The sequence below is a fragment of the Shewanella sp. Arc9-LZ genome (genome assembly GCF_010092445.1).
GTDB lineage: Bacteria > Pseudomonadota > Gammaproteobacteria > Enterobacterales > Shewanellaceae > Shewanella.
The window spans coordinates 2,857,925-2,876,052 of record NZ_CP048031.1 but is presented as its reverse complement, the minus strand read 5'-3'; the positions used below and the strand labels follow the sequence as shown (position 1 = coordinate 2,876,052).

The window sequence follows — 18,128 nt, the reverse complement described above, 5'->3', positions numbered from 1 at the left end:
AATGCAGTGGCAACAGAACGCGGATATTTTATTGAAATGTTGTCATGTTAAATGGATGATCATTTTGTTACCTTAAATCATCCATAAGGAATAATGCCTTAATACTGAATTGGGCAACTGCAAACATTAAATAAATTTTTAAGGAATGAAAATGAGCATGAAAAGTCATGAAGTAGATTATGAAATTATAGGTTCTAGTATGCAGCTGGTTGAAGTTGAATTAGACCCAAATGAGTCTGTTATTGCTGAAGCGGGTGCGATGACTTACCTCGAAGAAGACATTATGTTTGAGGCCAGAATGGGTGATGGCTCTGAACCAGAATCCGGTTTTTTTGGCAAGCTACTTGGTGCAGGTAAACACGCCATTTCGGGTGAGGGTATTTTTATGACCCACTTTACTAATGAAGGTCAACAAAAACGAAAAGTGGCATTTGCTGCGCCATTTCCTGGCACTATTTTGGCGATAGACTTAGCTCACCATCAAGGCGAACTTATCTGCCAAAAAGACAGCTTTTTAGCGGCAGCCTTAGGCACGCAAGTAAGCATGAAGTTTAATAAGCGATTAGGCACCGGTTTCTTTGGTGGTGAAGGATTTATTCTACAAAGCCTTAAAGGTGATGGCATGGCGTTTGTGCATGCTGGTGGGACACTGATTAAAAAAGAATTACACGGTGAGACATTGCGAGTCGATACAGGTTGTTTAGTTGGATTCACTCCCGGGATTGATTATGACATACAGCGTGCAGGCTCATTAAAGTCGATGGTATTTGGTGGTGAAGGTTTGTTCCTTGCAACCTTAAAAGGCCATGGGACTGTGTGGTTACAAAGCTTACCGTTTTCTCGTATGGCTGACAGAATTATTGCTCATGCACCATCAAGTGGTGGCAAAGACCAAGGTGAAGGTTCTGTACTTGGCGGAATAGGGCGAATGATTAACTAGTATGGGCATTGCGTGATCTTATCACTGTGCCGTTAGTATTTGAGCTCAGACTATTTATAGCTAATAGTGTTTACGTAGTCTGAGCTGTCTTTAGGAGGCTGATTTAAAGAAGATGTTTACTGGTCGGCTGACAAGCTGGTCTGTTTTAATTCAAGGTTACCGATGCAAGGTCATCAATCTAACGTTATTATTCTAAGGTTGTTAGTTGCATAATGTGTTGGTATTGCAACTGTGTGACGGGCTGAATACTCAGGCGGGCACCTTTAGCCACTAATACCATATCTTGCAGCGCGGGATCGGCTTTCAATTGCTTCAAGCTCACAGGCTTAGAAAATTTGGCCATAAATTGAATATCGACTTGCCACCATCGAGGCGCATTAGCGTTAGATTTTGCATCAAAATACGGTGAACGGTTATCAAAAGCACTGCTATCAATTTGAGCTTCACTGCTAATTTTTGCTAAACCCACAATGGCAGGAACTTTACAACTAGAGTGGTAAAACAACACTACATCGCCAATTGTAATTTGATCGCGAATATAATTACGTGCTTGATAGTTACGAATACCTTGCCAAGCAACAGTTTGCTGCTTACTCATCTGTAGATTATCAATACTAAAGTCGTCTGGTTCAGACTTCATTAACCAATAGTTCATGTGATCCCATTATTGTCTTTAAAGTGACTGAATAACCTTTCAGTGCTTAAGAATGGCAATGTACACGTTGCTGATACGATTAGGCAAATAAAAAGCCGACAGCATTATGCTATCGGCTTTTTACAACAGTGGTCATTCAGCGGTTATTAACGAATGTTAATAAGTCGGTTTGGCAATAACGGTTTGACCGATAGGGGTTAAACTTAATAAGGCCAACTTAAGATGTTGTAACGCGAACGGAATACCTATAATCGTTACAAAACAAGCCAGAGCATGGACTAGATGACCAATCGCGAGCCAAATACCAAAGCATAAAAACCATATTACATTACCCACCAAACCTAACGTGCCAGTGCCAATATCTTCTTGGCCTGAAATGTGTTTCCGGTTAACGGTCTCTTGTCCAAATGGCCAGAAAGCCAGTTCGCCAATAACAAAACAAGCACGACCAAATGGGATGCCAATGATACTGATAAAGCACAGTACTCCAACAAACCACCAAGCTAGTCCCATAACAAAACCACCCATTAAAAACCAAGCAATATTAAAGATTAAGCGTAAAAGAGACATTTTCATTCCCATCAATAGTCAATATTCTCAATATAAAGCCATTTCCATGCCATGTTTTCAATTTGTTGATTATTAAGAATTAAGTGTTGCTGTGGTATTGTATAAATAGAACAGTGCGAGGATTCACGCAAATGAATCGATGAGATTTATCATTTTTTAGTTAAAATGCTCATATTACAGTTGATTGAGACAATTCATGTTTTCGATAAGCCCAGTGCAAACGATGAACTTTGCTGGCCGCAGCATCTACATTAAACGAGATGATTTATTACATGCTGATTTTAGTGGTAATAAAGCACGTAAATTTTATCATTTTTTGCATCATGATTATTCACATATTACCCAACTAGTGGCATCGGGTTCGGCCCAAGCCAACTCATTATATTCCATGTCAGTATTGGCTAAGCGGCAAGGGTGGAAATTTGATTACTATGTAAGCCATATCAGCGAGTTTTTATTACAACATCCTCAAGGCAATTATGCCGCTGCGATACAAAATGGCGCCAATATTATTGATGTTAGTCATTTGACCGATGTTGAAAATCTTCAAAGTATGCATTTAGACGATGCTATGCAATATATTGTTTCATCGAATCCAAGCTACGCAGATAAAAAACAATTACTTTTTATTCCTGAAGGTGGGCGTTGTGAGTATGCCGAAACCGGGATAACACAACTTGCCTGTGAAATTATTCAATGGGCGCAAGATCAACAAAAAAATAAGCTAAAGGTATTTTTACCCTCAGGTACGGGGACCACTGCGGCTTATTTAAATAAACAACTTACTCAACAATTGGCTCATTTATCATTAACGAAAGTTTTTACCATTGAGGTGTTAACTTGCAGTACCGTGGGAGGGGATGAATATTTACGTCAACAATTCTCACAATTAGTCGATGAGGTTTATTTTCCTACAATTATTAATGATGGTCATAAATATCATTTTGGCAAACTATCACGACGTTGTTTTGATATGTGGAATACAGTATGCCAGTCGGGAATTGAATTTGAATTATTGTACGACCCGGTTGGATTTCTAGTGTTACAACATTATTTGAATAGTAAAACTGCCAATGCAACCGATATTCTCTATATACATCAGGGGGGAGTTTTGGGAAATAAAACAATGTTGCCAAGATACCAACGAAAATTTTCGCACTCGGTTTGATTACAGGATGAATGTATGGTTTCTTGTTGTAAGTTGTTGATATTAAGCCGATTATTTCTAAGTGGTAGATTTGGGTTTAAAAAGTTCGATTGGAGTTTAAAACTGAAGAATAACTTAAAATGATGCGAGTGAGTTATTCATTTTGCCCTGTTTTAATAAACATCGGTAAGTGAGAGGAGAATACCGAGAAATGAGTTTATTAAATAACAGAGCAAATGATTAACGCAAAGCGTTAGGGGGTATTACTTATTGGCAGAGATTAACCATTTCATGAAGTTTAATGCTTCAATACGTTTTGAAAAGGTTTTTTTGTTTTTACCTAGGCTGTCGGTAAAAGCAATTGAATTCTTGTTTGACGAGATAGAGTTAACCGGAAAGCTAACTGAAATTTCGTGTCCATTCATGTTGTATGACATAGGTCACACTCCTTCTTATATATTCACCATTAGGTGAGAAAATTGTTCAATAAAATATCCTTGGCATTTTTTAGTGTTGCAAAAGATTAATGTTTCGAGATTTAACTTAACCTATCCTTTACTCACTAATCAAGTGTTGATATGTAAATAGTTGATTAAGGTCTATTTTATGCTTGCAACATTGATGTTGTCACATGACATATAGCCATAAAAAAATTAATACATATTTAGTACTTAACTTTGTAAGTTAAACATAGTTTTATGACAACAAGATGACGTGAATATAATTTAAATTATCATATCAACAGAAATCAATTGAAATCAAAAACGATGTACAGAAGCTTGTCTTGGGTTTATTTACGAAGTGAAGTTGAGCAGACTTACAGGTAGGTAACCAAAATTAACAAGAAAACTAAATCTGTGTGGATAATATACTGAGTGTTTGCATATGGCAATAGTCTTTTTCAATTTTTAATCAAATTAATGCAGTTTTCGATTAAAAAATAGCAATTAGTGACTAATTATCGACAATTCTCACCTTGCTCGGATGTCGATAGTGTTAAAAGGGATGACGAAAATTCACTCATCATCCCTTATTGCTGGTACAACTTAATGATAAATAGCGGCCAAGTTGTCGATACACAAACGTTATTCGTTAACATTTTAAGAAACTAACGTAATGGTTAGTAAAGTAAATCGCCAATTGGGTTTAATAGTTTGCTGAACCCTTTAGTGAAGTATAACGGGGCATCGACAATGGTATAGCACAAACAACCTTCAAGTGTTTTTGGTGAATGTTGGTGCTCTTTATCAAGCAGCATAAAATCACCAGGCTTGTAGGTGTTGTAACAGTCGCTGAACTCACCTGCGAGCAGTAATGTTAGCTCTGCACCTTTGTGTGTATGTTCAGGAATTTCACCATTGGCTGCGATATGCAACAAGCTTGCTCTTGCTTGTGGCTCTCCGGTATCGAGTCTCAAACGGCTGACTTTACCAATACCCTGCCAAGAAGCATTAATTTGCTTACGAAATACCTTAGGCAGCGGATAATGCTGACCTTTAATACTAACGCTATTGTCTTCAATCGGATCAACTGTACTAGCTTGTTCAACCTCTAAAGTATCTAAGGTTGAATTTAATAGCTGCTCGAGTAGTGCGTCTAATTGATTATTATTAGTGTCTACCGACTGAGTTTTTACGGCCGACTCAAACTGTTGCTCAGACAACGCAATTGTCACCTGGTCAAGTTGTTGCTGGCAATGAGGACACAATTCAGCATGAGCGGAGATAGCAATCGACATCGATAGCGGCAACTCGCCTTTAGCATGGAGAGACAGCAAATGCTGGTCTGGGTGGTAATTAATCATAGTGTTTCTCCATAAAGCTTTTTAATTTTTCCAAGCCAAGTCTGAGTCGTGATTTAACCGTTCCAATTGGAATGTTAAGTTTGTCTGCTAACTCTTGTTGAGTAAGCTCTTGCATATAAATACCTTGTACTACTTGGCGTTGTAGAGGAGGTAATTCTTCTACATGCAGCAATAAAGTTGCCGATAATAAAAAATCATCGTCGTTGTTTTCAGCTTCATCAGACTCAAATAAAGGCCAAATATCATCACCGAAAGAATCTTCACGGTTATGTTGTACTTTACGGAGCATGTCAAAACATTGATTACGCATGATGGTAAATACCCAAGTACTTACCGCTGCTTTGTCTGCATTGTAAAGATGGGCTTTTGTCCATACTCGAGTCATTGTCTCTTGAACTAAATCCATGGCTAAGCCCTGTTGGCTTAAGCGCTGAACACCAAAAGAGTTAATTTTTGGGCCAAAATGCGAAAAAAGTTTTGCAAAAGATGCTTTGCATCGATCATTAGCCACCTGCATCATTAATGACGCAAGCTCATCAGCCATTGGATTGGGTTCGTTTGATTTCATAGCACCGCTTAGTTTAATTAGGGATCTTTGTGCAAGATGCCCCTTATCATAACGACTTTGTGTGCTTTGTGATTGAACATTTTCCATTATTTCACCCGCATCCAATAAATAACTCATTGAGCATAAGAGATTACGTCATTATGCTGTGGCTATCCTGAGCTCAAACAAGCTGCAGTATCATTATCTTATACGTGGCATTATTGGGTTCGGATCACAGTTCTGTATTATTTTATTATGTCGGCTAAGAATGATTTAGCTAATTGATGATCATGGCTATTGATACACTGATATTTTTCTTTGGAACTCAATGGGATAATTTCAAGCCATCGCTGACAAACCCACGCAATATCATTAAAGTTTTCTTCAGAATAGTGGGCAAGATGCTGTGGGTATTGCTGTAAAATTTGCTTTAACGTATTGCTAAGTGCTTTATCTTTTTTACGCTCATCAGTGTGATCGTGGCTCTGTTCAGTTTGTCGTTCAATGATATCGCACGGCCAAGAATCAATTAAGCTGACATCGGCGCGCTTTAAACCGTCACTATCAACACTTATTTTGTTAATAATGAACGTTTTTTGCCCTTGCACACTAATACCTAATAAGCCATCTTCAAGAGTTTCAAAGTCGATAATCTGGGTTAATGTGCCCATGGGTAATATGGTTTTTTTATCATCAGCCAACATACATAAGCCAAAACCAACACCACTTTTTAGCGATTCTGATACTAAGCGTTTATATCTAGGTTCAAAAATACGTAACTGGGTATATCCTTGAGGTAACAAGCAAATCGGTAATGGGAATAATGGGATGATCATAACGGCCCCTGAATGACTTTTAACGAATAATCTACACTGTTGTACGTACACAAACAGGTTAATGATCACCTTGATCTGTGGTTTAAACATGCCAAATTATATTGTGTTATGTGTGAAAAGTTATGCTCAAATACATTATCAAGACGGGCTATTCATATGAACGTCTTAAGTATTAATTGAGTTAAATGGTTTTACAACAGTAACAGGCTTATCTATTAGGATAACAGCCGACAGACTTAACAAAGCAAAACCGAGGGTGAATTGATGCCGCGGTTTCAGGAGTCTTTTTATTGGTGTTAACTTTAGTAGGACGTTTATGAGATGAAATAATTCGAGTTTCGAATTAAACATTTTACGTATTAGGGGTGTTTTTTGATCTTGTTTATATATATTTTTTATTTTTGCGGCATAAATCCTGATTCAACACTGTTTAATGATATTTTTTAAGTATAATTACCCTTGTTAATGATGACGCATTTTTGATGTTGCTTGTATGTTTTTAGGTGGAACCTGTTCATGAGAAAAGTGCTCGATACGGTAGATCAAAGAACTAAGTTAGTTGGCGAAAACCGTTTAGAATTGTTGTTGTTTCGCATTAACTCAACCCAGTTGTTTGCCATTAATGTATTTAAAATCAAAGAAGTGGTTAAGTTGCCACCCTTACATAAGTTACCCGGCAGTAATCATAATGTTTATGGAGTAGCCAACATTAGAGGGATGTCGATCCCAGTGATTAATTTACGACAAGCGATTGGTTTCTCGCCGATGCCAGTGAATGACGATTGTAACTTGATTATTACCGAGTATAACCGCAGTGTGCAGGCTTTTTTAGTCGGTAAAGTCGAGAATATCGTTAACATGACCTGGAGTGATATTATGCCGCCGCCCAAAACCACTGGCGGACATAATTACTTAACCGCAATAACGAAAATTGAAGACCAAGGACACTTACGATTAGTGTCTATTATTGATGTTGAGAAGGTATTAGCTGAGATTATTGATTACGATGTGAAGTTATCTGACGGTGTGTTAGATGAAGCGCTCGTTTCTTACATGCCTGGTCGTAAGATATTAATTGTGGATGATTCGTCAACGGCGCGTAAACAAGTAAGGGACACTCTCAATCAACTTGGTATAGAGATTATTGAGGCGTCAGATGGATTACAAGCTTTGCGATTATTACAATCGTGGGCTGATGAAGGCAGACAGGTTGCCGATGAATTGCTAATGATGATTACTGATGCCGAAATGCCCGAAATGGATGGTTATAAGTTGACCTTTGAGGTGCGTAACGATCCTCGAATGGCGGCACTCTTTATTACCCTCAATACTTCTTTAAGCGGTAGCTTTAACCAAGCGATGGTGAAAAAAGTCGGCTGTAATGAGTTTATCTCTAAATTCCAGCCCGACTTATTAGTCAGCGTTGTTCAAGATCGTTTACGGAGTATTCTTAGTTAGGCCACAATTGAATGATTACGTGGTTTTATTGATCCATATCTTCGATTAACTCGTCAAGAATACGACGTTGATGCCCTGGGGTAATACCAATATTGAGTCTCGCTATTTTGACTGCATGGCCAAATTGAGCTTTACCAAGTAAAGTCACCAGTTGTTGTAAAAAACCACTGTCTAAAGATAAGGTCTTGCTATAGTGGCTAATGGCTTTTGTTAAAGAGGTAAACATTATATCGTCAAATTCGAAACCGGTATGATATTGACTACTGTCACCCGCTATTTCGCCTTCAAGTAAAACCCCGTCCAGACTTAATGGCCAGCCCCGTGCATTCATGCGACTTTGGGTTATTTGATACATCATCCAGGCACTTTTTTTAAATCCACCAAAAATCATACAATCAAAATCTGATTCTTCGAGTTCTTGCTCAGTCCAATTAATGCCAATCGCCAAGTCTTTGCTATATAGATGCATTAAATTATCTTTAACCGCATCTCGACAATCCCAAATAGAGGTCAGCAGATTTTTCTTGGCTAACATATGGCATTCTTTACAAGCAGGAATGGCTAGAGAGGGGTGGGGGGTGTGAGTCATTCTATAGTAATCAAAAATATGATTACTGGGTTCGTTGCAAAACCAACAGGTGTGGCGTTTGTCAAAAGGAATATCAATCAGTGTAGGCATGGGCATAATAATATCAAAAAGCTGTTCAATGGCTGAACAGCTTGGGTAGTAAGATCAAATCAATTAATGATTATTCTTTTTCAAAATCAACTAATTCTTTAGCCAATACGATAGGGTCAATTTCTAGGCATTCTTGTTCAGCTTCCCAATCAACACCTATTAATACACCGTCATCATTTAAATCACTTACCCAGTATTCTAAAAACTCAGTCAGTGTAATAGTCACTGGGTTGTAGTCTGCCCACTCATCAGTGCAATGGCTTTTTGCAGCAGCTTCACTTGACCAAAGTGGCATAACATCAGTTTCTTCAAATTCTGATGAGTCACATACAACCCAACCTTCACCTGTTTCATCTTGTAAGCCCCATAAGACTTGATGTTGTTTTACGCTTTCGATAAAGCCTGTTAGTGCTGCTGTTTGTTCTGTCATGATAAATCGCTTAAATGAGTGAGAATTAACATCATTATACGGACTCAATGAATAAGGAAAAGGCTTAATTAATGACAATTTTGTTTATGAGGATCCTTGGTGGTCATTTAGAAACTAAATTGCCCCAGAATCTAGACGCAAATCGGGCATTTAGTCTCTTATTAGAAACTAACACGATTAAATGCGTCAATGTTGTAACTGTATTCGCTGTCGTTCGTTGGGTCATTTAAATCAATCGATAGTCTTGGCGTTATTGACCCGCTTATTTATCAAGCTGTTTGTATGACTCAAATCAAGTGCAGCGATTAAGACGAGTGTCTGTGGTTTTGAGTGACGGCTTCATTATTAATCACTTGTCATCGGTGTTGTTATTTTTCACTTGAATTTGGCATAAATAAACAGGGTTTAATGTTAACAGGTCTTGTTTACTGAAAGCCGATGCGTCACGATATTCAATATTCATTTTTGTAAAATAAGTGTTGTTCATGGCTCATAAAAGACGTTTTTCTGTGTTTATTGCTTCAATGTTTGTATCTAGCACCTTATTGAGTGCCTGTGCTGTGTCGGCATCACCCGATCCTGTTGTTGATGTTACTCCAGTTCAAGAGCATCCCGATTTTGCTACCTGTGTGATTAATTTACAGCAAAAAGCAAAAACGGCAGGGATTTCACAGCAGATTATCGATACAACGGTGGCAAATTTAAAGTTTGTCCCTAGGGTGATTGAATTAGATAATCAGCAGCCAGAATTTACCACAAGCTTTGGTGATTACTTCGACAAACGCGTCACACCATGGCGGGTTGAACAAGGCAGAAAAATGATGGCTAAACATGAGTCATTATTAACTAAGCTAACAAAAGAGTATGGCGTGCCTGGGCAATATATTGTTGCTTTTTGGGGCCTAGAAACCAACTTTGGTAGTTACAAAGGTAGCATGCCAGTGCTCGATTCATTGGCAACGCTAGCATGCGATCCAAGGCGTAGCGATTATTTCACTGGCGAGTTATTACAAGCGTTGAAGTTAAAGCAGCAATATAATTTCGCAGATAACAAAATGGTTGGATCGTGGGCTGGGGCGATGGGGCACACCCAATTTATGCCAACTAACTATCGTAAGTATGCAGTAGATGGTGACGGTGATGGTATTGCCGATTTATGGAATAGTGAAGTGGATGCATTAACTTCTGCAGCTAACTTTCTACAACACCTAGGTTGGAAAGCAGATGAGCGATGGGGACGAGAAGTATTATTACCTGTTGATTACCCGTTTGCTTACTTGGGCGGTAAACACCCGTTACCATTAGTAAAATGGCAAGCGCTTGATATTAAACAATCTAATGGTCAGCCGTTATCGACACCAGATATGCAAGCCGCTTTATATTTACCAGCAGGGCATACGGGTCCAGCTTTCTTAGGGTATGACAACTTTAATGTGATTATGCGTTGGAACCGCTCTGAATTTTATGCCATAGCAGTCGGTCATTTAGCCGACAGAATTAATGGCGGTGCGGAATTAACACGTGCGGTTCCTAAGCAGCCAAGGTTAAGCCGAGAAACGGTAAAGCAGTTACAACAAAAACTGAATGATGCTGGGTTTGATGTCGGTAAGCCAGATGGCATTTTAGGTCGTAATTCAGTGCTAGGTTTGCAAGCTTTTCAGCAGCAAAAAGGGCTAATTGCGGATGGATTTCCTGACGAACAAACATTTAATGCATTAGGCATCAAATTATAATGGCCACCTAAAAGGCTACTTTTTTGTGGATGCATTAGCACGCTTTTGCTAAGCTTCGGCAAATTTTAGAGTTAAGGAACGATAATGATCATTAAAGACGATATGGTAGTGCAGTTTAATTACACGCTACGTGATGAAAAAGGCGATGTGCTTGAATCAAATGAAGGTCGTGAGCCGATTGCATATCTGCATGGGCATGACAACATGATGCCTGGTATCGAAGCTGCTATTAATGGTAAAGAAATTGGCGAAAAGTTTACTATTACTCCGCCAGCCGCTGACACTTATGGTGAACGCCAAGAAGATTCAGAGCAGCGTGTATCAGTTAAACATCTTGTCGGCGCAAAAGTATGGAAACCTGGCATGGCTGCAGTGGTGAACACTGAACAAGGTCAACGTCAAGTTACCATCATTAAAGTGGGTAAATTCATGGCAACGGTTGATGTTAATCATCCACTTTCTGGCCGTGAATTAACATTCGACATCGAAATTGTCGGTGCTCGTGATGCGTCAGATGAAGAAATTGCTCATGGCCACGCCCATGGTGCCGGTGGTCATCACCACTAATGAGATTGATTTGCTGTTAATTCTTAATTTAACAGCAACTTAATTCTTGTATAAATCCCAAGTGAATACTTGGGATTTTTGTTTTTACAGTGAGTTATTATGGTTATTGATTTTTCTTTGGGTAAAATTATTGTCACTGTGCATGAGATTCAATGCCGGTTTCATGATAGTCAACTGGTGCTTGCTGCGTCAGTAGATGATATTAGCTGTTTTCATCAAGGTTTAGTGATTGTTGCCGATGCGGGGACGGTGCGGTGGAGTCTCAAACTTGATAATCCAGCGCAATTAGAGGCGTTACTTGATCACACCGGGATCCACGCACAATAGCCATTAGTCATAAATCTATCTGAATACACTAGATTATTTATGATGTTTAAACGTGAATCGTTCGATGTTAAAAATCAATTAACGTAAGATAGCCACTAATATTGTGACTGTATTGATAGGATTAATAAATATGACTGCTCAGTTAGATAAAATCGTGATTGAACCGCAATCACCTGCAACATCTTGTGTCATTTGGTTACATGGTTTAGGCGATTCTGGTGCTGGTTTTGCACCAGTAGTACCAGTATTAGGCTTAAATAGTCAGCATAGTATTCGTTTTATTTTCCCTCATGCACCAGAGCAAGCTGTGACGATTAATGGCGGGTTTGTGATGCGTTCATGGTACGACATCAAAAGCATGGATTTGCATGACCGTGCAGATATCCAAGGTGTTATGGCGTCTGAGCAAGCAATACGTCAGCTAATCGTCGATCAAATCAGCAGCGGTATACCAGCAGATAAAATAGTCTTAGCGGGTTTTAGTCAAGGCGGAGTAATGAGTTTGTTTACCGGTCTGCGTTTTGAACAAAAACTGGCAGGTATTATGGCATTATCTTGTTATTTACCTGGTGGAGAAGCATTGCCAGAGCAACTTGCTGACGCCAATATTCATACTCCCATCTTCCAAAATCATGGTGAGCAAGATGATGTAGTCCCTATGTTTGCCGGAAAAATGGCAAATGATGCTCTGATAACAGCAGGTTATCAGAGTGTTTGGAAAACCTATCCTATGGCTCACAGCGTATTACCTAATCAACTTGTTGATATTGGTCAATGGTTACAACAAGTTTTGAAATAATGCAAAATAAGTATTGTTCTTGTTTTGGGATAATCGATGGTGTTACGTAGTATTTAAAAAATCAATCTATTTAAATGGCTTAGCAGTAAAAATGCTTAAGCCATTTTTTTACTTTGCATTAACAAGCCCGTTAACATGGTTATTGTTTTTCTCAGGGAATTGTTAAAGGGTAAGCTGCTGTTAAATAGTGTATTTAAAATCACATTCTGTCATAAAAGTGACATCAAAATCCGTCAATCTTTGTTATCATTCTGGCCGTGAATAGGATAATTCACGGATTTAAAAATATAAATTATAACATCGGGGTAAATCATGACAAATATGTTAATTAAAGGATTAGTCGCAACGGCTGTACTAGCAGCGTTAACCGGTTGTGGCAGTGACGACGACAATACAGCAGTCGTAGCACCAACAACATGTGCCGAAGCAGGTGCAGATTGTAAAATATTCACAGTATTACACACCAATGATAACCATGGCCGTTTTTGGTCTAACAGTGATGGCGAATATGGTATGGCAGCGCGTAAGACGTTGATCGACCAAATTCGTGCTGAAGTCAGTTCAAACGGTGGCGAAACGTTATTGCTATCTGGCGGTGACATCAACACAGGTGTTCCAGAATCTGATTTACAAGATGCATTACCAGATTTTATCGGTATGAACGAAATTGCCTATGATGCAATGGCTGTCGGTAATCATGAATTTGATAACCCATTAGCAGTATTAGATTCTCAACGTTCAGTAGCAAACTTCCCAATGCTTGCGGCAAACATTTATAAAGCAGACGGTACTCGTTATTTTGATGCTTATAAAGTGTTTGACGTTAACGGTGTTCGTGTTGCTGTTATCGGTTTAACCACCGAAGACACGGCTAAAATCGGTAACCCAGAATTTATTAAAGATTTAACCTTTACTGACCCAACAACTGAAGCAGCTAAAGTGATTGCAGAAATTAAAGCTGCAGATACCGCTGATTTAATTTTCGCAACGACTCATATGGGTCACTATGCTGATGCGCAAAATGGTAGTAATGCTCCTGGCGATGTAACATTAGCTCGCGCACTAGCTGCAGGTGATTTAAGTGCCATTATTGGTGGTCACTCACAAAACCCTGTATGTATGGAACCAGATACTAACGACTATGCAGAGTTTGCTCCTGGTGACGCTTGTACTCCTGACATGCAAAATGGCACTTACATTATGCAAGCTCATGAATGGGGTAAGTATGTTGGCCGTGCTGATTTTGAATATTTCAACGGTGAGCTTCATCTTGCAAGCTACAAGTTAATTCCGGTTAATTTGAAGAAAACGGTTGAAGATGCTGAAGGTAACAAAACTAAAGTTTTAGTTGCTGATGAAATCACAGCCGATGCAGATTTAAAAGCACTACTTTCTTATTACCAAGAACGTGGTCAAGGCCAACTTGATGAGATTATTGCTACTACAGATGCATTATTAGACGGTGAGCGTGCAAATGTACGTAATATGCAAACTAACTTAGGTCGTTTAGTTGCTGAAGCACAGCGTACTAAAGTGGGTGCAGATATCGGCGTGATGAACTCTGGTGGCGTACGAGCCTCTATTCAAGCTGGTGATATTTCTTATCGTGACGTGTTAACTGTGCAGCCTTTTGGCAACATGGTAACGTTGAGCACTATGACAGGTGCAGAAGTGACTGAGTATCTTAATACTGTAGCATCTTTCCAACGTGGTTCTGGTGCTTATGCCCAAATCACTGGTGTGAAAATGACGGTTGATTGTACTGCGCAAACAGTCGCTATCAGTGAAATTAATGGTAAAGATTACAGTGCCACTGATTCATATAGCTTCACTGTACCAAGCTTTAATGCTGCTGGCGGTGACGGTTATCCAACATTAGACCCAATCCAAACAGGTTATGTTGATGCTGAAGTGTTATACACTTTCTTCAAAGACAAAGGCACTATTGCTGCCGCTGACTATGCGCCAATAGGTGACATTGTTTATGAAAACTCAAACAGCCCACTAGGTTGTGAAGTTACTGCAAACTAATTAAACTCAATTTAGGTTAATAGATGGGGTACCCATTTATTATTCCGAGCTAAGGTTAGATTGCAACAAAGGCAGCTTCGGCTGCCTTTTTTATTGGCGAGAGTTTAGTTGACTCGTGGTTTAATAAAGCGGTAATGTAATCAATAGGTTTTGTTACTATTGTTGAACAGTGCATGTATAGGATTGAGAGAAATTAATATGACAGGTACCTACAGATTATTGTTGTTAGTCACTTTAATTGTGCTTGCACTAACGTGTTATCTAGCCGGTAGCCAAACGGGAGCGGTGACTTTTTTTGTGGCAGGTGGATTGCTTGAAACAGCCTTTTGGTTTGGCTTGTTTAAAAAATCTAAAAATAGAAGCATTAGTTAATATTAACTTAAACAGTTATCGGTTATCAGAGGTTGCTTGTTGAATTGCTTATGATGGTATTGGGCAGAGTATTGAAATCGTAAATGGATATTTGAAAGTAACAAAGGCAACCTAGGTTGCCTTTTCTATTACAAAGCTATGACGTTCTCTGAATGGCTGTTTATCTCACTCAATTAGGTGTGTTATTTCCAGCCAATATGAGTGGTTAATGTATGACTTTGTCCAGGTGCTAACACCACGCAGTCCTCCAACACGTTAGCGGCTTCTAAGCACACCATGGTTAAGTAATCGTCTGCATTAAAGCGTGAAAGGCGCATCGACTTGTCTATCCAAGGGTTCCAAAGTACCGCTGATTGACTGTTTTCGCGACTGACTACAATGGTGCCATTTTGTGTATGTAACTCCTGAGTATCACCTAATAGGGTATAAACCCTGTCGGTTTCTCGTTCAAATTTAACGACATCATCGACTTGTTTAAACGGCCCTTCACCAAATTCAATGTATTGTGACCCGCTAAAGCCACTCGCTTGCAATTGATGAATATCTTCAATAGGAAAGTAGCTATGCAATGCTTGGGTAAGCTTCACGTTATCATTTCCATTATTAGTATTCACCAAGCTGACTGATAAGGTTTCGCCTAAGGTGAATAACACCTTTACTTGGGTATTATGGGGCCAATATTGTTTATCCATTTCACTGGCGGGCAGGGTGAAAACTAAATCTACTAATTGGTTACGCATTTTGACTGATTCAAGCGACCAGGTTTTGTTTCGTGCAAAACCATGCTGCGGAAACCCTGGAGTGTCGCTCATACCAAACCAAGGCCAACAAATGGGGATTCCTCCTCTGATACCATTACCAGGTTGGTAATCATCTGCACTTGAAACCCATAATAGTGGTGCTTTACCTACAGGTATAAATTGATCTATTTGTGCACCTTGCATAAAAATACGTGCTTGGCAAAGTGCTGTGTCAACAGCAACATAATCAAGACCATTGGGATGTCTTTTAGTGGTAACCGAACCCATAGCGAGTGTCCTTGTGTATTTTGATTCTAGTCGATAGCTTACAAGGTTTTTGGCAAGTAAGTCACTAATCGTTTGGATGATTTACGGGTGTGAACGGTCAACTTTAGTCAATAAGTAAACATCAAACCGCTATTGATTCAGTACCAAGCATTGCATCACTTGCCATAGATAAGCGATTACGAGTTCAATTCGCCTTGTGAGCAAAATAACGCGCTTTGATATTACAGATTTGAAATCATCACACTGTATCGATTTAACCCATCTCTAATGTAGAGTTGAGGTTATTTACTAAAATGTAGCAGACGGTTATTGGCTGGCATGGCGATGTCTTCTTGAAGTATTAGCCCTTGTTGTTGTGCTAACTGGCAGATCCATTCAATATCACGGATACCACTATCAGGGTTGTTGTGTTGCAGCCATAAATTGAATTGTTGATTACTGTCACTGGTAAATTGGCCTTGATAATTAAAGGGACCATAAACTGCTAATGAGCCTGAATTAAGCAATACACTACCAACACCAGCAAAGAACGCTTCAACCATTGGCTTACTCATAATGTGCAAGGTGTTAGCACTGAATATGGCATCTATATCAGATACAAGCAGGGGCCATGGTTGAGTGACATCAAGCCCGATTGCCTGTTGTAAGTTGGGTTGTGTTTGCAAATTGAGCCGAGCTTGTAGGGTAGGTAAATAATGTTGTTGGTCACTTGGTTGCCAGCGGACATGAGGAAGGTGTTCAGCGAAATAGACGCTGTGTTGGCCTGTGCCACTGCCTATTTCGAGTATATGTTGCCTATTGGCAAACCACTCTGCCAATAGGGTTAAGATAGGCTGTTTATTATTTTCACACGCTTGTGAAAAAGGCAGCTGTTGTAGCGATAATGATTGAGGCATTACGAGATATCAATTCTGTCCATTTCTAAGTGCTGCAATGCTATCACCGCTTGAGTGCGATTGCGAACACCCAGTTTTCGGAATATCGCCGTGGCATGCGCTTTGATGGTTGCTTCTGATACCCCAAAATCATAAGCAATTTGTTTGTTGAGTAACCCTTCTGCAAACATCTGTAACACGCGATATTGTTGCGGGGTTAAGTCTGATAATCGGCTGGCCATTTTATCGGTTGGGTCATCAGAAACTGGCACGATTTGAGTACCTTTTGGCAACCAAATATCACCGTATAACACCGCATTTAATGCTTCTGCCAACGCTTCCATTGACGCAGATTTAGGAATGAATCCGCTACTGCCATAATGTATCGCTCGGCTGATGGTATTGATGTCTTCATGGGCAGATATCACCACTACGGGGATATCTGGATAATGAGTTCTAAGGTGGATCAGGGTTGAGTAACCGTGCGATCCAGGCATTTGTAGGTCCAGCAGGATTAAGTCAAATGGGGTCTCTTTTTGATCAAGAACCCTTTGTAACGCTTCGGCACTATCGGCCTCAAACCATTGAGTTTGTTCAAACGCATTACTCAGCGCTAGCCTTAAGGCATTACGGAATAATGGATGATCATCTGCAATGATGATGTTTAAATTTTCGAGCTTCATGGCGTTTTTTATTCTATGTTGCACGTGAAGATAAACTCAATGTAACAGAAAAGTAATCGAGTATTCTATTGCTTTATGTCACATTGTGATTGATTTGAATAAAAACCGTAAAATTATAGACTTTAGTCGAGTAAATAAAGTGCTAATGCAGCCATCTATCTGACTACATTAGCAAGGGTGTATTAATTGTGTGGCCACACTTGGGTTGGGTTTCTGTTTTCATCTACCGCAACAAAAGTAAATACTCCGCGTATTGCATGTTCTCGATGATCGTTGTACATATCTTCGACATAAATGTTCACTTCAACTTTGAGTGATGTATTACCAACATGAATCACATTAGCAATCAGCTCTGCTAAGCTGCCTGCGGGTATCGCTTTTTTAAAATCGATACGGTCAGAACTGACGGTCACTAATGATTTACGACAAAAACGGGTGGCGGCGATAAAGGCTGTTTCATCCATCCATGCTAAAGCATCACCACCAAATAAGGTGTTATGGTGATTGGTATTAGACGGGAAAATAGCCTTTATAACGCGCGCTTCTGATTGAGCAATACGTGCAGCAATGTCATCAGGGAAATGGTTTTGAGTTTGAGCAGGGTTTTGAGCAAGGGACATACAACTACCTAATGTTATGCAGTTCAA

21 protein-coding genes are annotated in these 18,128 nt (G+C 39.4%); 9 read left to right on the top strand and 12 right to left on the bottom strand.

Annotation, left to right across the window (positions count from 1 at the left end; translation table 11 throughout):
• Positions 1-157 precede the first annotated feature (157 nt).
• The gene (locus GUY17_RS12320) at positions 158-940 is read left to right on the top strand and encodes a TIGR00266 family protein (RefSeq protein WP_302476630.1); all 783 of its coding nucleotides are present in this window, start codon (positions 158-160) and stop codon (positions 938-940) included.
• 187 nt (positions 941-1,127) lie between these two features.
• Here the strand turns inward: GUY17_RS12320 and GUY17_RS12315 are convergent, their stop codons facing one another.
• On the bottom strand, positions 1,128-1,595 hold the full coding sequence (locus tag GUY17_RS12315; protein WP_162023317.1) for an EVE domain-containing protein: 468 nt from the start codon (positions 1,593-1,595) through the stop codon (positions 1,128-1,130).
• Positions 1,596-1,751: 156 nt separating this feature from the next.
• Positions 1,752-2,165 (bottom strand): YccF domain-containing protein, encoded by a 414-nt coding sequence (locus GUY17_RS12310; RefSeq protein WP_101086914.1) that lies wholly within the window; start codon positions 2,163-2,165, stop codon positions 1,752-1,754.
• Positions 2,166-2,361: 196 nt separating this feature from the next.
• On the opposite strand from GUY17_RS12310, the gene GUY17_RS12305 reads away from it, so the two are divergent.
• The gene (locus tag GUY17_RS12305; protein ID WP_162023316.1) at positions 2,362-3,333 is read left to right on the top strand and encodes a 1-aminocyclopropane-1-carboxylate deaminase/D-cysteine desulfhydrase; all 972 of its coding nucleotides are present in this window, start codon (positions 2,362-2,364) and stop codon (positions 3,331-3,333) included.
• 242 nt (positions 3,334-3,575) lie between these two features.
• Here the strand turns inward: GUY17_RS12305 and GUY17_RS21105 are convergent, their stop codons facing one another.
• The 4 genes from GUY17_RS21105 to GUY17_RS12290 all read right to left on the bottom strand — a co-directional run bounded on the left by GUY17_RS21105 (position 3,576) and on the right by GUY17_RS12290 (position 6,499).
• Positions 3,576-3,749, bottom strand: a complete 174-nt coding sequence (locus GUY17_RS21105; RefSeq protein ID WP_011637775.1) for a hypothetical protein — start codon at positions 3,747-3,749, stop codon at positions 3,576-3,578.
• Positions 3,750-4,432: 683 nt separating this feature from the next.
• A complete protein-coding gene (locus GUY17_RS12300; RefSeq protein ID WP_162023315.1) occupies positions 4,433-5,116 on the bottom strand; it encodes a ChrR family anti-sigma-E factor in 684 nt (227 codons plus the stop codon).
• Complete coding sequence (locus GUY17_RS12295) at positions 5,109-5,771, bottom strand: sigma-70 family RNA polymerase sigma factor (RefSeq protein ID WP_101087219.1); 663 nt, start codon at positions 5,769-5,771, stop codon at positions 5,109-5,111. Before GUY17_RS12295 ends, GUY17_RS12300 begins: the two co-directional genes overlap by 8 nt.
• Positions 5,772-5,908: 137 nt before the next feature.
• The gene (locus tag GUY17_RS12290) at positions 5,909-6,499 is read right to left on the bottom strand and encodes an LON peptidase substrate-binding domain-containing protein (RefSeq protein WP_101086917.1); all 591 of its coding nucleotides are present in this window, start codon (positions 6,497-6,499) and stop codon (positions 5,909-5,911) included.
• Between the two features lie 516 nt (positions 6,500-7,015).
• Here GUY17_RS12290 and GUY17_RS12285 point away from each other — a divergent pair.
• Positions 7,016-7,957, top strand: a complete 942-nt coding sequence (locus tag GUY17_RS12285; protein ID WP_162023314.1) for a chemotaxis protein CheV — start codon at positions 7,016-7,018, stop codon at positions 7,955-7,957.
• A gap of 25 nt (positions 7,958-7,982) precedes the next feature.
• Here GUY17_RS12285 and GUY17_RS12280 read toward each other — a convergent pair whose 3' ends face one another.
• Both GUY17_RS12280 and GUY17_RS12275 read right to left on the bottom strand, forming a co-directional pair.
• Complete coding sequence (locus GUY17_RS12280; protein ID WP_162023313.1) at positions 7,983-8,642, bottom strand: hypothetical protein; 660 nt, start codon at positions 8,640-8,642, stop codon at positions 7,983-7,985.
• A gap of 64 nt (positions 8,643-8,706) precedes the next feature.
• The gene (locus GUY17_RS12275) at positions 8,707-9,066 is read right to left on the bottom strand and encodes a DUF2750 domain-containing protein (RefSeq protein WP_041413601.1); all 360 of its coding nucleotides are present in this window, start codon (positions 9,064-9,066) and stop codon (positions 8,707-8,709) included.
• Between the two features lie 485 nt (positions 9,067-9,551).
• Here GUY17_RS12275 and GUY17_RS12270 point away from each other — a divergent pair, with 485 nt between their 5' ends.
• The 6 genes from GUY17_RS12270 (at position 9,552) to GUY17_RS21100 (ending at position 14,895) form a co-directional block, all read left to right on the top strand.
• Positions 9,552-10,799 (top strand): lytic murein transglycosylase, encoded by a 1,248-nt coding sequence (locus GUY17_RS12270; protein ID WP_162023312.1) that lies wholly within the window; start codon positions 9,552-9,554, stop codon positions 10,797-10,799.
• An 84-nt stretch (positions 10,800-10,883) separates the two neighbouring features.
• Entirely contained in the window at positions 10,884-11,366 is a 483-nt protein-coding gene (locus GUY17_RS12265; RefSeq protein WP_101086921.1) for a peptidylprolyl isomerase, read from the top strand.
• Between the two features lie 99 nt (positions 11,367-11,465).
• Positions 11,466-11,693 (top strand): DUF3389 domain-containing protein, encoded by a 228-nt coding sequence (locus GUY17_RS12260; protein ID WP_101086922.1) that lies wholly within the window; start codon positions 11,466-11,468, stop codon positions 11,691-11,693.
• Positions 11,694-11,823: 130 nt separating this feature from the next.
• Positions 11,824-12,492: an alpha/beta hydrolase gene (locus GUY17_RS12255; protein WP_162023311.1), complete on the top strand. Its 669-nt coding sequence runs from the start codon at positions 11,824-11,826 to the stop codon at positions 12,490-12,492.
• Positions 12,493-12,804: 312 nt separating this feature from the next.
• Positions 12,805-14,523, top strand: coding sequence for a bifunctional UDP-sugar hydrolase/5'-nucleotidase UshA (gene ushA, locus GUY17_RS12250; protein ID WP_101086924.1), 1,719 nt, complete (start codon positions 12,805-12,807; stop codon positions 14,521-14,523).
• Between the two features lie 198 nt (positions 14,524-14,721).
• The gene (locus tag GUY17_RS21100) at positions 14,722-14,895 is read left to right on the top strand and encodes a hypothetical protein (RefSeq protein WP_174839642.1); all 174 of its coding nucleotides are present in this window, start codon (positions 14,722-14,724) and stop codon (positions 14,893-14,895) included.
• Between the two features lie 182 nt (positions 14,896-15,077).
• Here the strand turns inward: GUY17_RS21100 and GUY17_RS12245 are convergent, their stop codons facing one another.
• From GUY17_RS12245 to GUY17_RS12230, 4 genes are all read right to left on the bottom strand, one after another.
• Positions 15,078-15,923 (bottom strand): D-hexose-6-phosphate mutarotase, encoded by an 846-nt coding sequence (locus GUY17_RS12245; protein ID WP_101086925.1) that lies wholly within the window; start codon positions 15,921-15,923, stop codon positions 15,078-15,080.
• A gap of 281 nt (positions 15,924-16,204) precedes the next feature.
• Complete coding sequence (locus GUY17_RS12240) at positions 16,205-16,819, bottom strand: DUF938 domain-containing protein (protein WP_101086926.1); 615 nt, start codon at positions 16,817-16,819, stop codon at positions 16,205-16,207.
• Positions 16,819-17,481, bottom strand: coding sequence for a response regulator transcription factor (locus tag GUY17_RS12235; RefSeq protein WP_101086927.1), 663 nt, complete (start codon positions 17,479-17,481; stop codon positions 16,819-16,821). Before GUY17_RS12235 ends, GUY17_RS12240 begins: the two co-directional genes overlap by 1 nt.
• Before the next feature lie 182 nt (positions 17,482-17,663).
• Entirely contained in the window at positions 17,664-18,101 is a 438-nt protein-coding gene (locus tag GUY17_RS12230; protein WP_101086928.1) for an acyl-CoA thioesterase, read from the bottom strand.
• Positions 18,102-18,128 lie beyond the last annotated feature (27 nt).

Bases quoted from the DNA above. Each gene is read 5' to 3' on its own strand.
- GUY17_RS12320 (WP_302476630.1), top strand. From the start codon at position 158: ATGAAAAGTCATGAAGTAGATTATGAAATTATAGGTTCTAGTATGCAG.
- GUY17_RS12315 (WP_162023317.1), bottom strand. From the start codon at position 1,595: ATGAACTATTGGTTAATGAAGTCTGAACCAGACGACTTTAGTATTGAT.
- GUY17_RS12310 (WP_101086914.1), bottom strand. From the start codon at position 2,165: ATGTCTCTTTTACGCTTAATCTTTAATATTGCTTGGTTTTTAATGGGT.
- GUY17_RS12305 (WP_162023316.1), top strand. From the start codon at position 2,362: ATGTTTTCGATAAGCCCAGTGCAAACGATGAACTTTGCTGGCCGCAGC.
- GUY17_RS21105 (WP_011637775.1), bottom strand. From the start codon at position 3,749: ATGTCATACAACATGAATGGACACGAAATTTCAGTTAGCTTTCCGGTT.
- GUY17_RS12300 (WP_162023315.1), bottom strand. From the start codon at position 5,116: ATGATTAATTACCACCCAGACCAGCATTTGCTGTCTCTCCATGCTAAA.
- GUY17_RS12295 (WP_101087219.1), bottom strand. From the start codon at position 5,771: ATGGAAAATGTTCAATCACAAAGCACACAAAGTCGTTATGATAAGGGG.
- GUY17_RS12290 (WP_101086917.1), bottom strand. From the start codon at position 6,499: ATGATCATCCCATTATTCCCATTACCGATTTGCTTGTTACCTCAAGGA.
- GUY17_RS12285 (WP_162023314.1), top strand. From the start codon at position 7,016: ATGAGAAAAGTGCTCGATACGGTAGATCAAAGAACTAAGTTAGTTGGC.
- GUY17_RS12280 (WP_162023313.1), bottom strand. From the start codon at position 8,642: ATGCCCATGCCTACACTGATTGATATTCCTTTTGACAAACGCCACACC.
- GUY17_RS12275 (WP_041413601.1), bottom strand. From the start codon at position 9,066: ATGACAGAACAAACAGCAGCACTAACAGGCTTTATCGAAAGCGTAAAA.
- GUY17_RS12270 (WP_162023312.1), top strand. From the start codon at position 9,552: ATGGCTCATAAAAGACGTTTTTCTGTGTTTATTGCTTCAATGTTTGTA.
- GUY17_RS12265 (WP_101086921.1), top strand. From the start codon at position 10,884: ATGATCATTAAAGACGATATGGTAGTGCAGTTTAATTACACGCTACGT.
- GUY17_RS12260 (WP_101086922.1), top strand. From the start codon at position 11,466: ATGGTTATTGATTTTTCTTTGGGTAAAATTATTGTCACTGTGCATGAG.
- GUY17_RS12255 (WP_162023311.1), top strand. From the start codon at position 11,824: ATGACTGCTCAGTTAGATAAAATCGTGATTGAACCGCAATCACCTGCA.
- ushA (WP_101086924.1), top strand. From the start codon at position 12,805: ATGACAAATATGTTAATTAAAGGATTAGTCGCAACGGCTGTACTAGCA.
- GUY17_RS21100 (WP_174839642.1), top strand. From the start codon at position 14,722: ATGACAGGTACCTACAGATTATTGTTGTTAGTCACTTTAATTGTGCTT.
- GUY17_RS12245 (WP_101086925.1), bottom strand. From the start codon at position 15,923: ATGGGTTCGGTTACCACTAAAAGACATCCCAATGGTCTTGATTATGTT.
- GUY17_RS12240 (WP_101086926.1), bottom strand. From the start codon at position 16,819: ATGCCTCAATCATTATCGCTACAACAGCTGCCTTTTTCACAAGCGTGT.
- GUY17_RS12235 (WP_101086927.1), bottom strand. From the start codon at position 17,481: ATGAAGCTCGAAAATTTAAACATCATCATTGCAGATGATCATCCATTA.
- GUY17_RS12230 (WP_101086928.1), bottom strand. From the start codon at position 18,101: ATGTCCCTTGCTCAAAACCCTGCTCAAACTCAAAACCATTTCCCTGAT.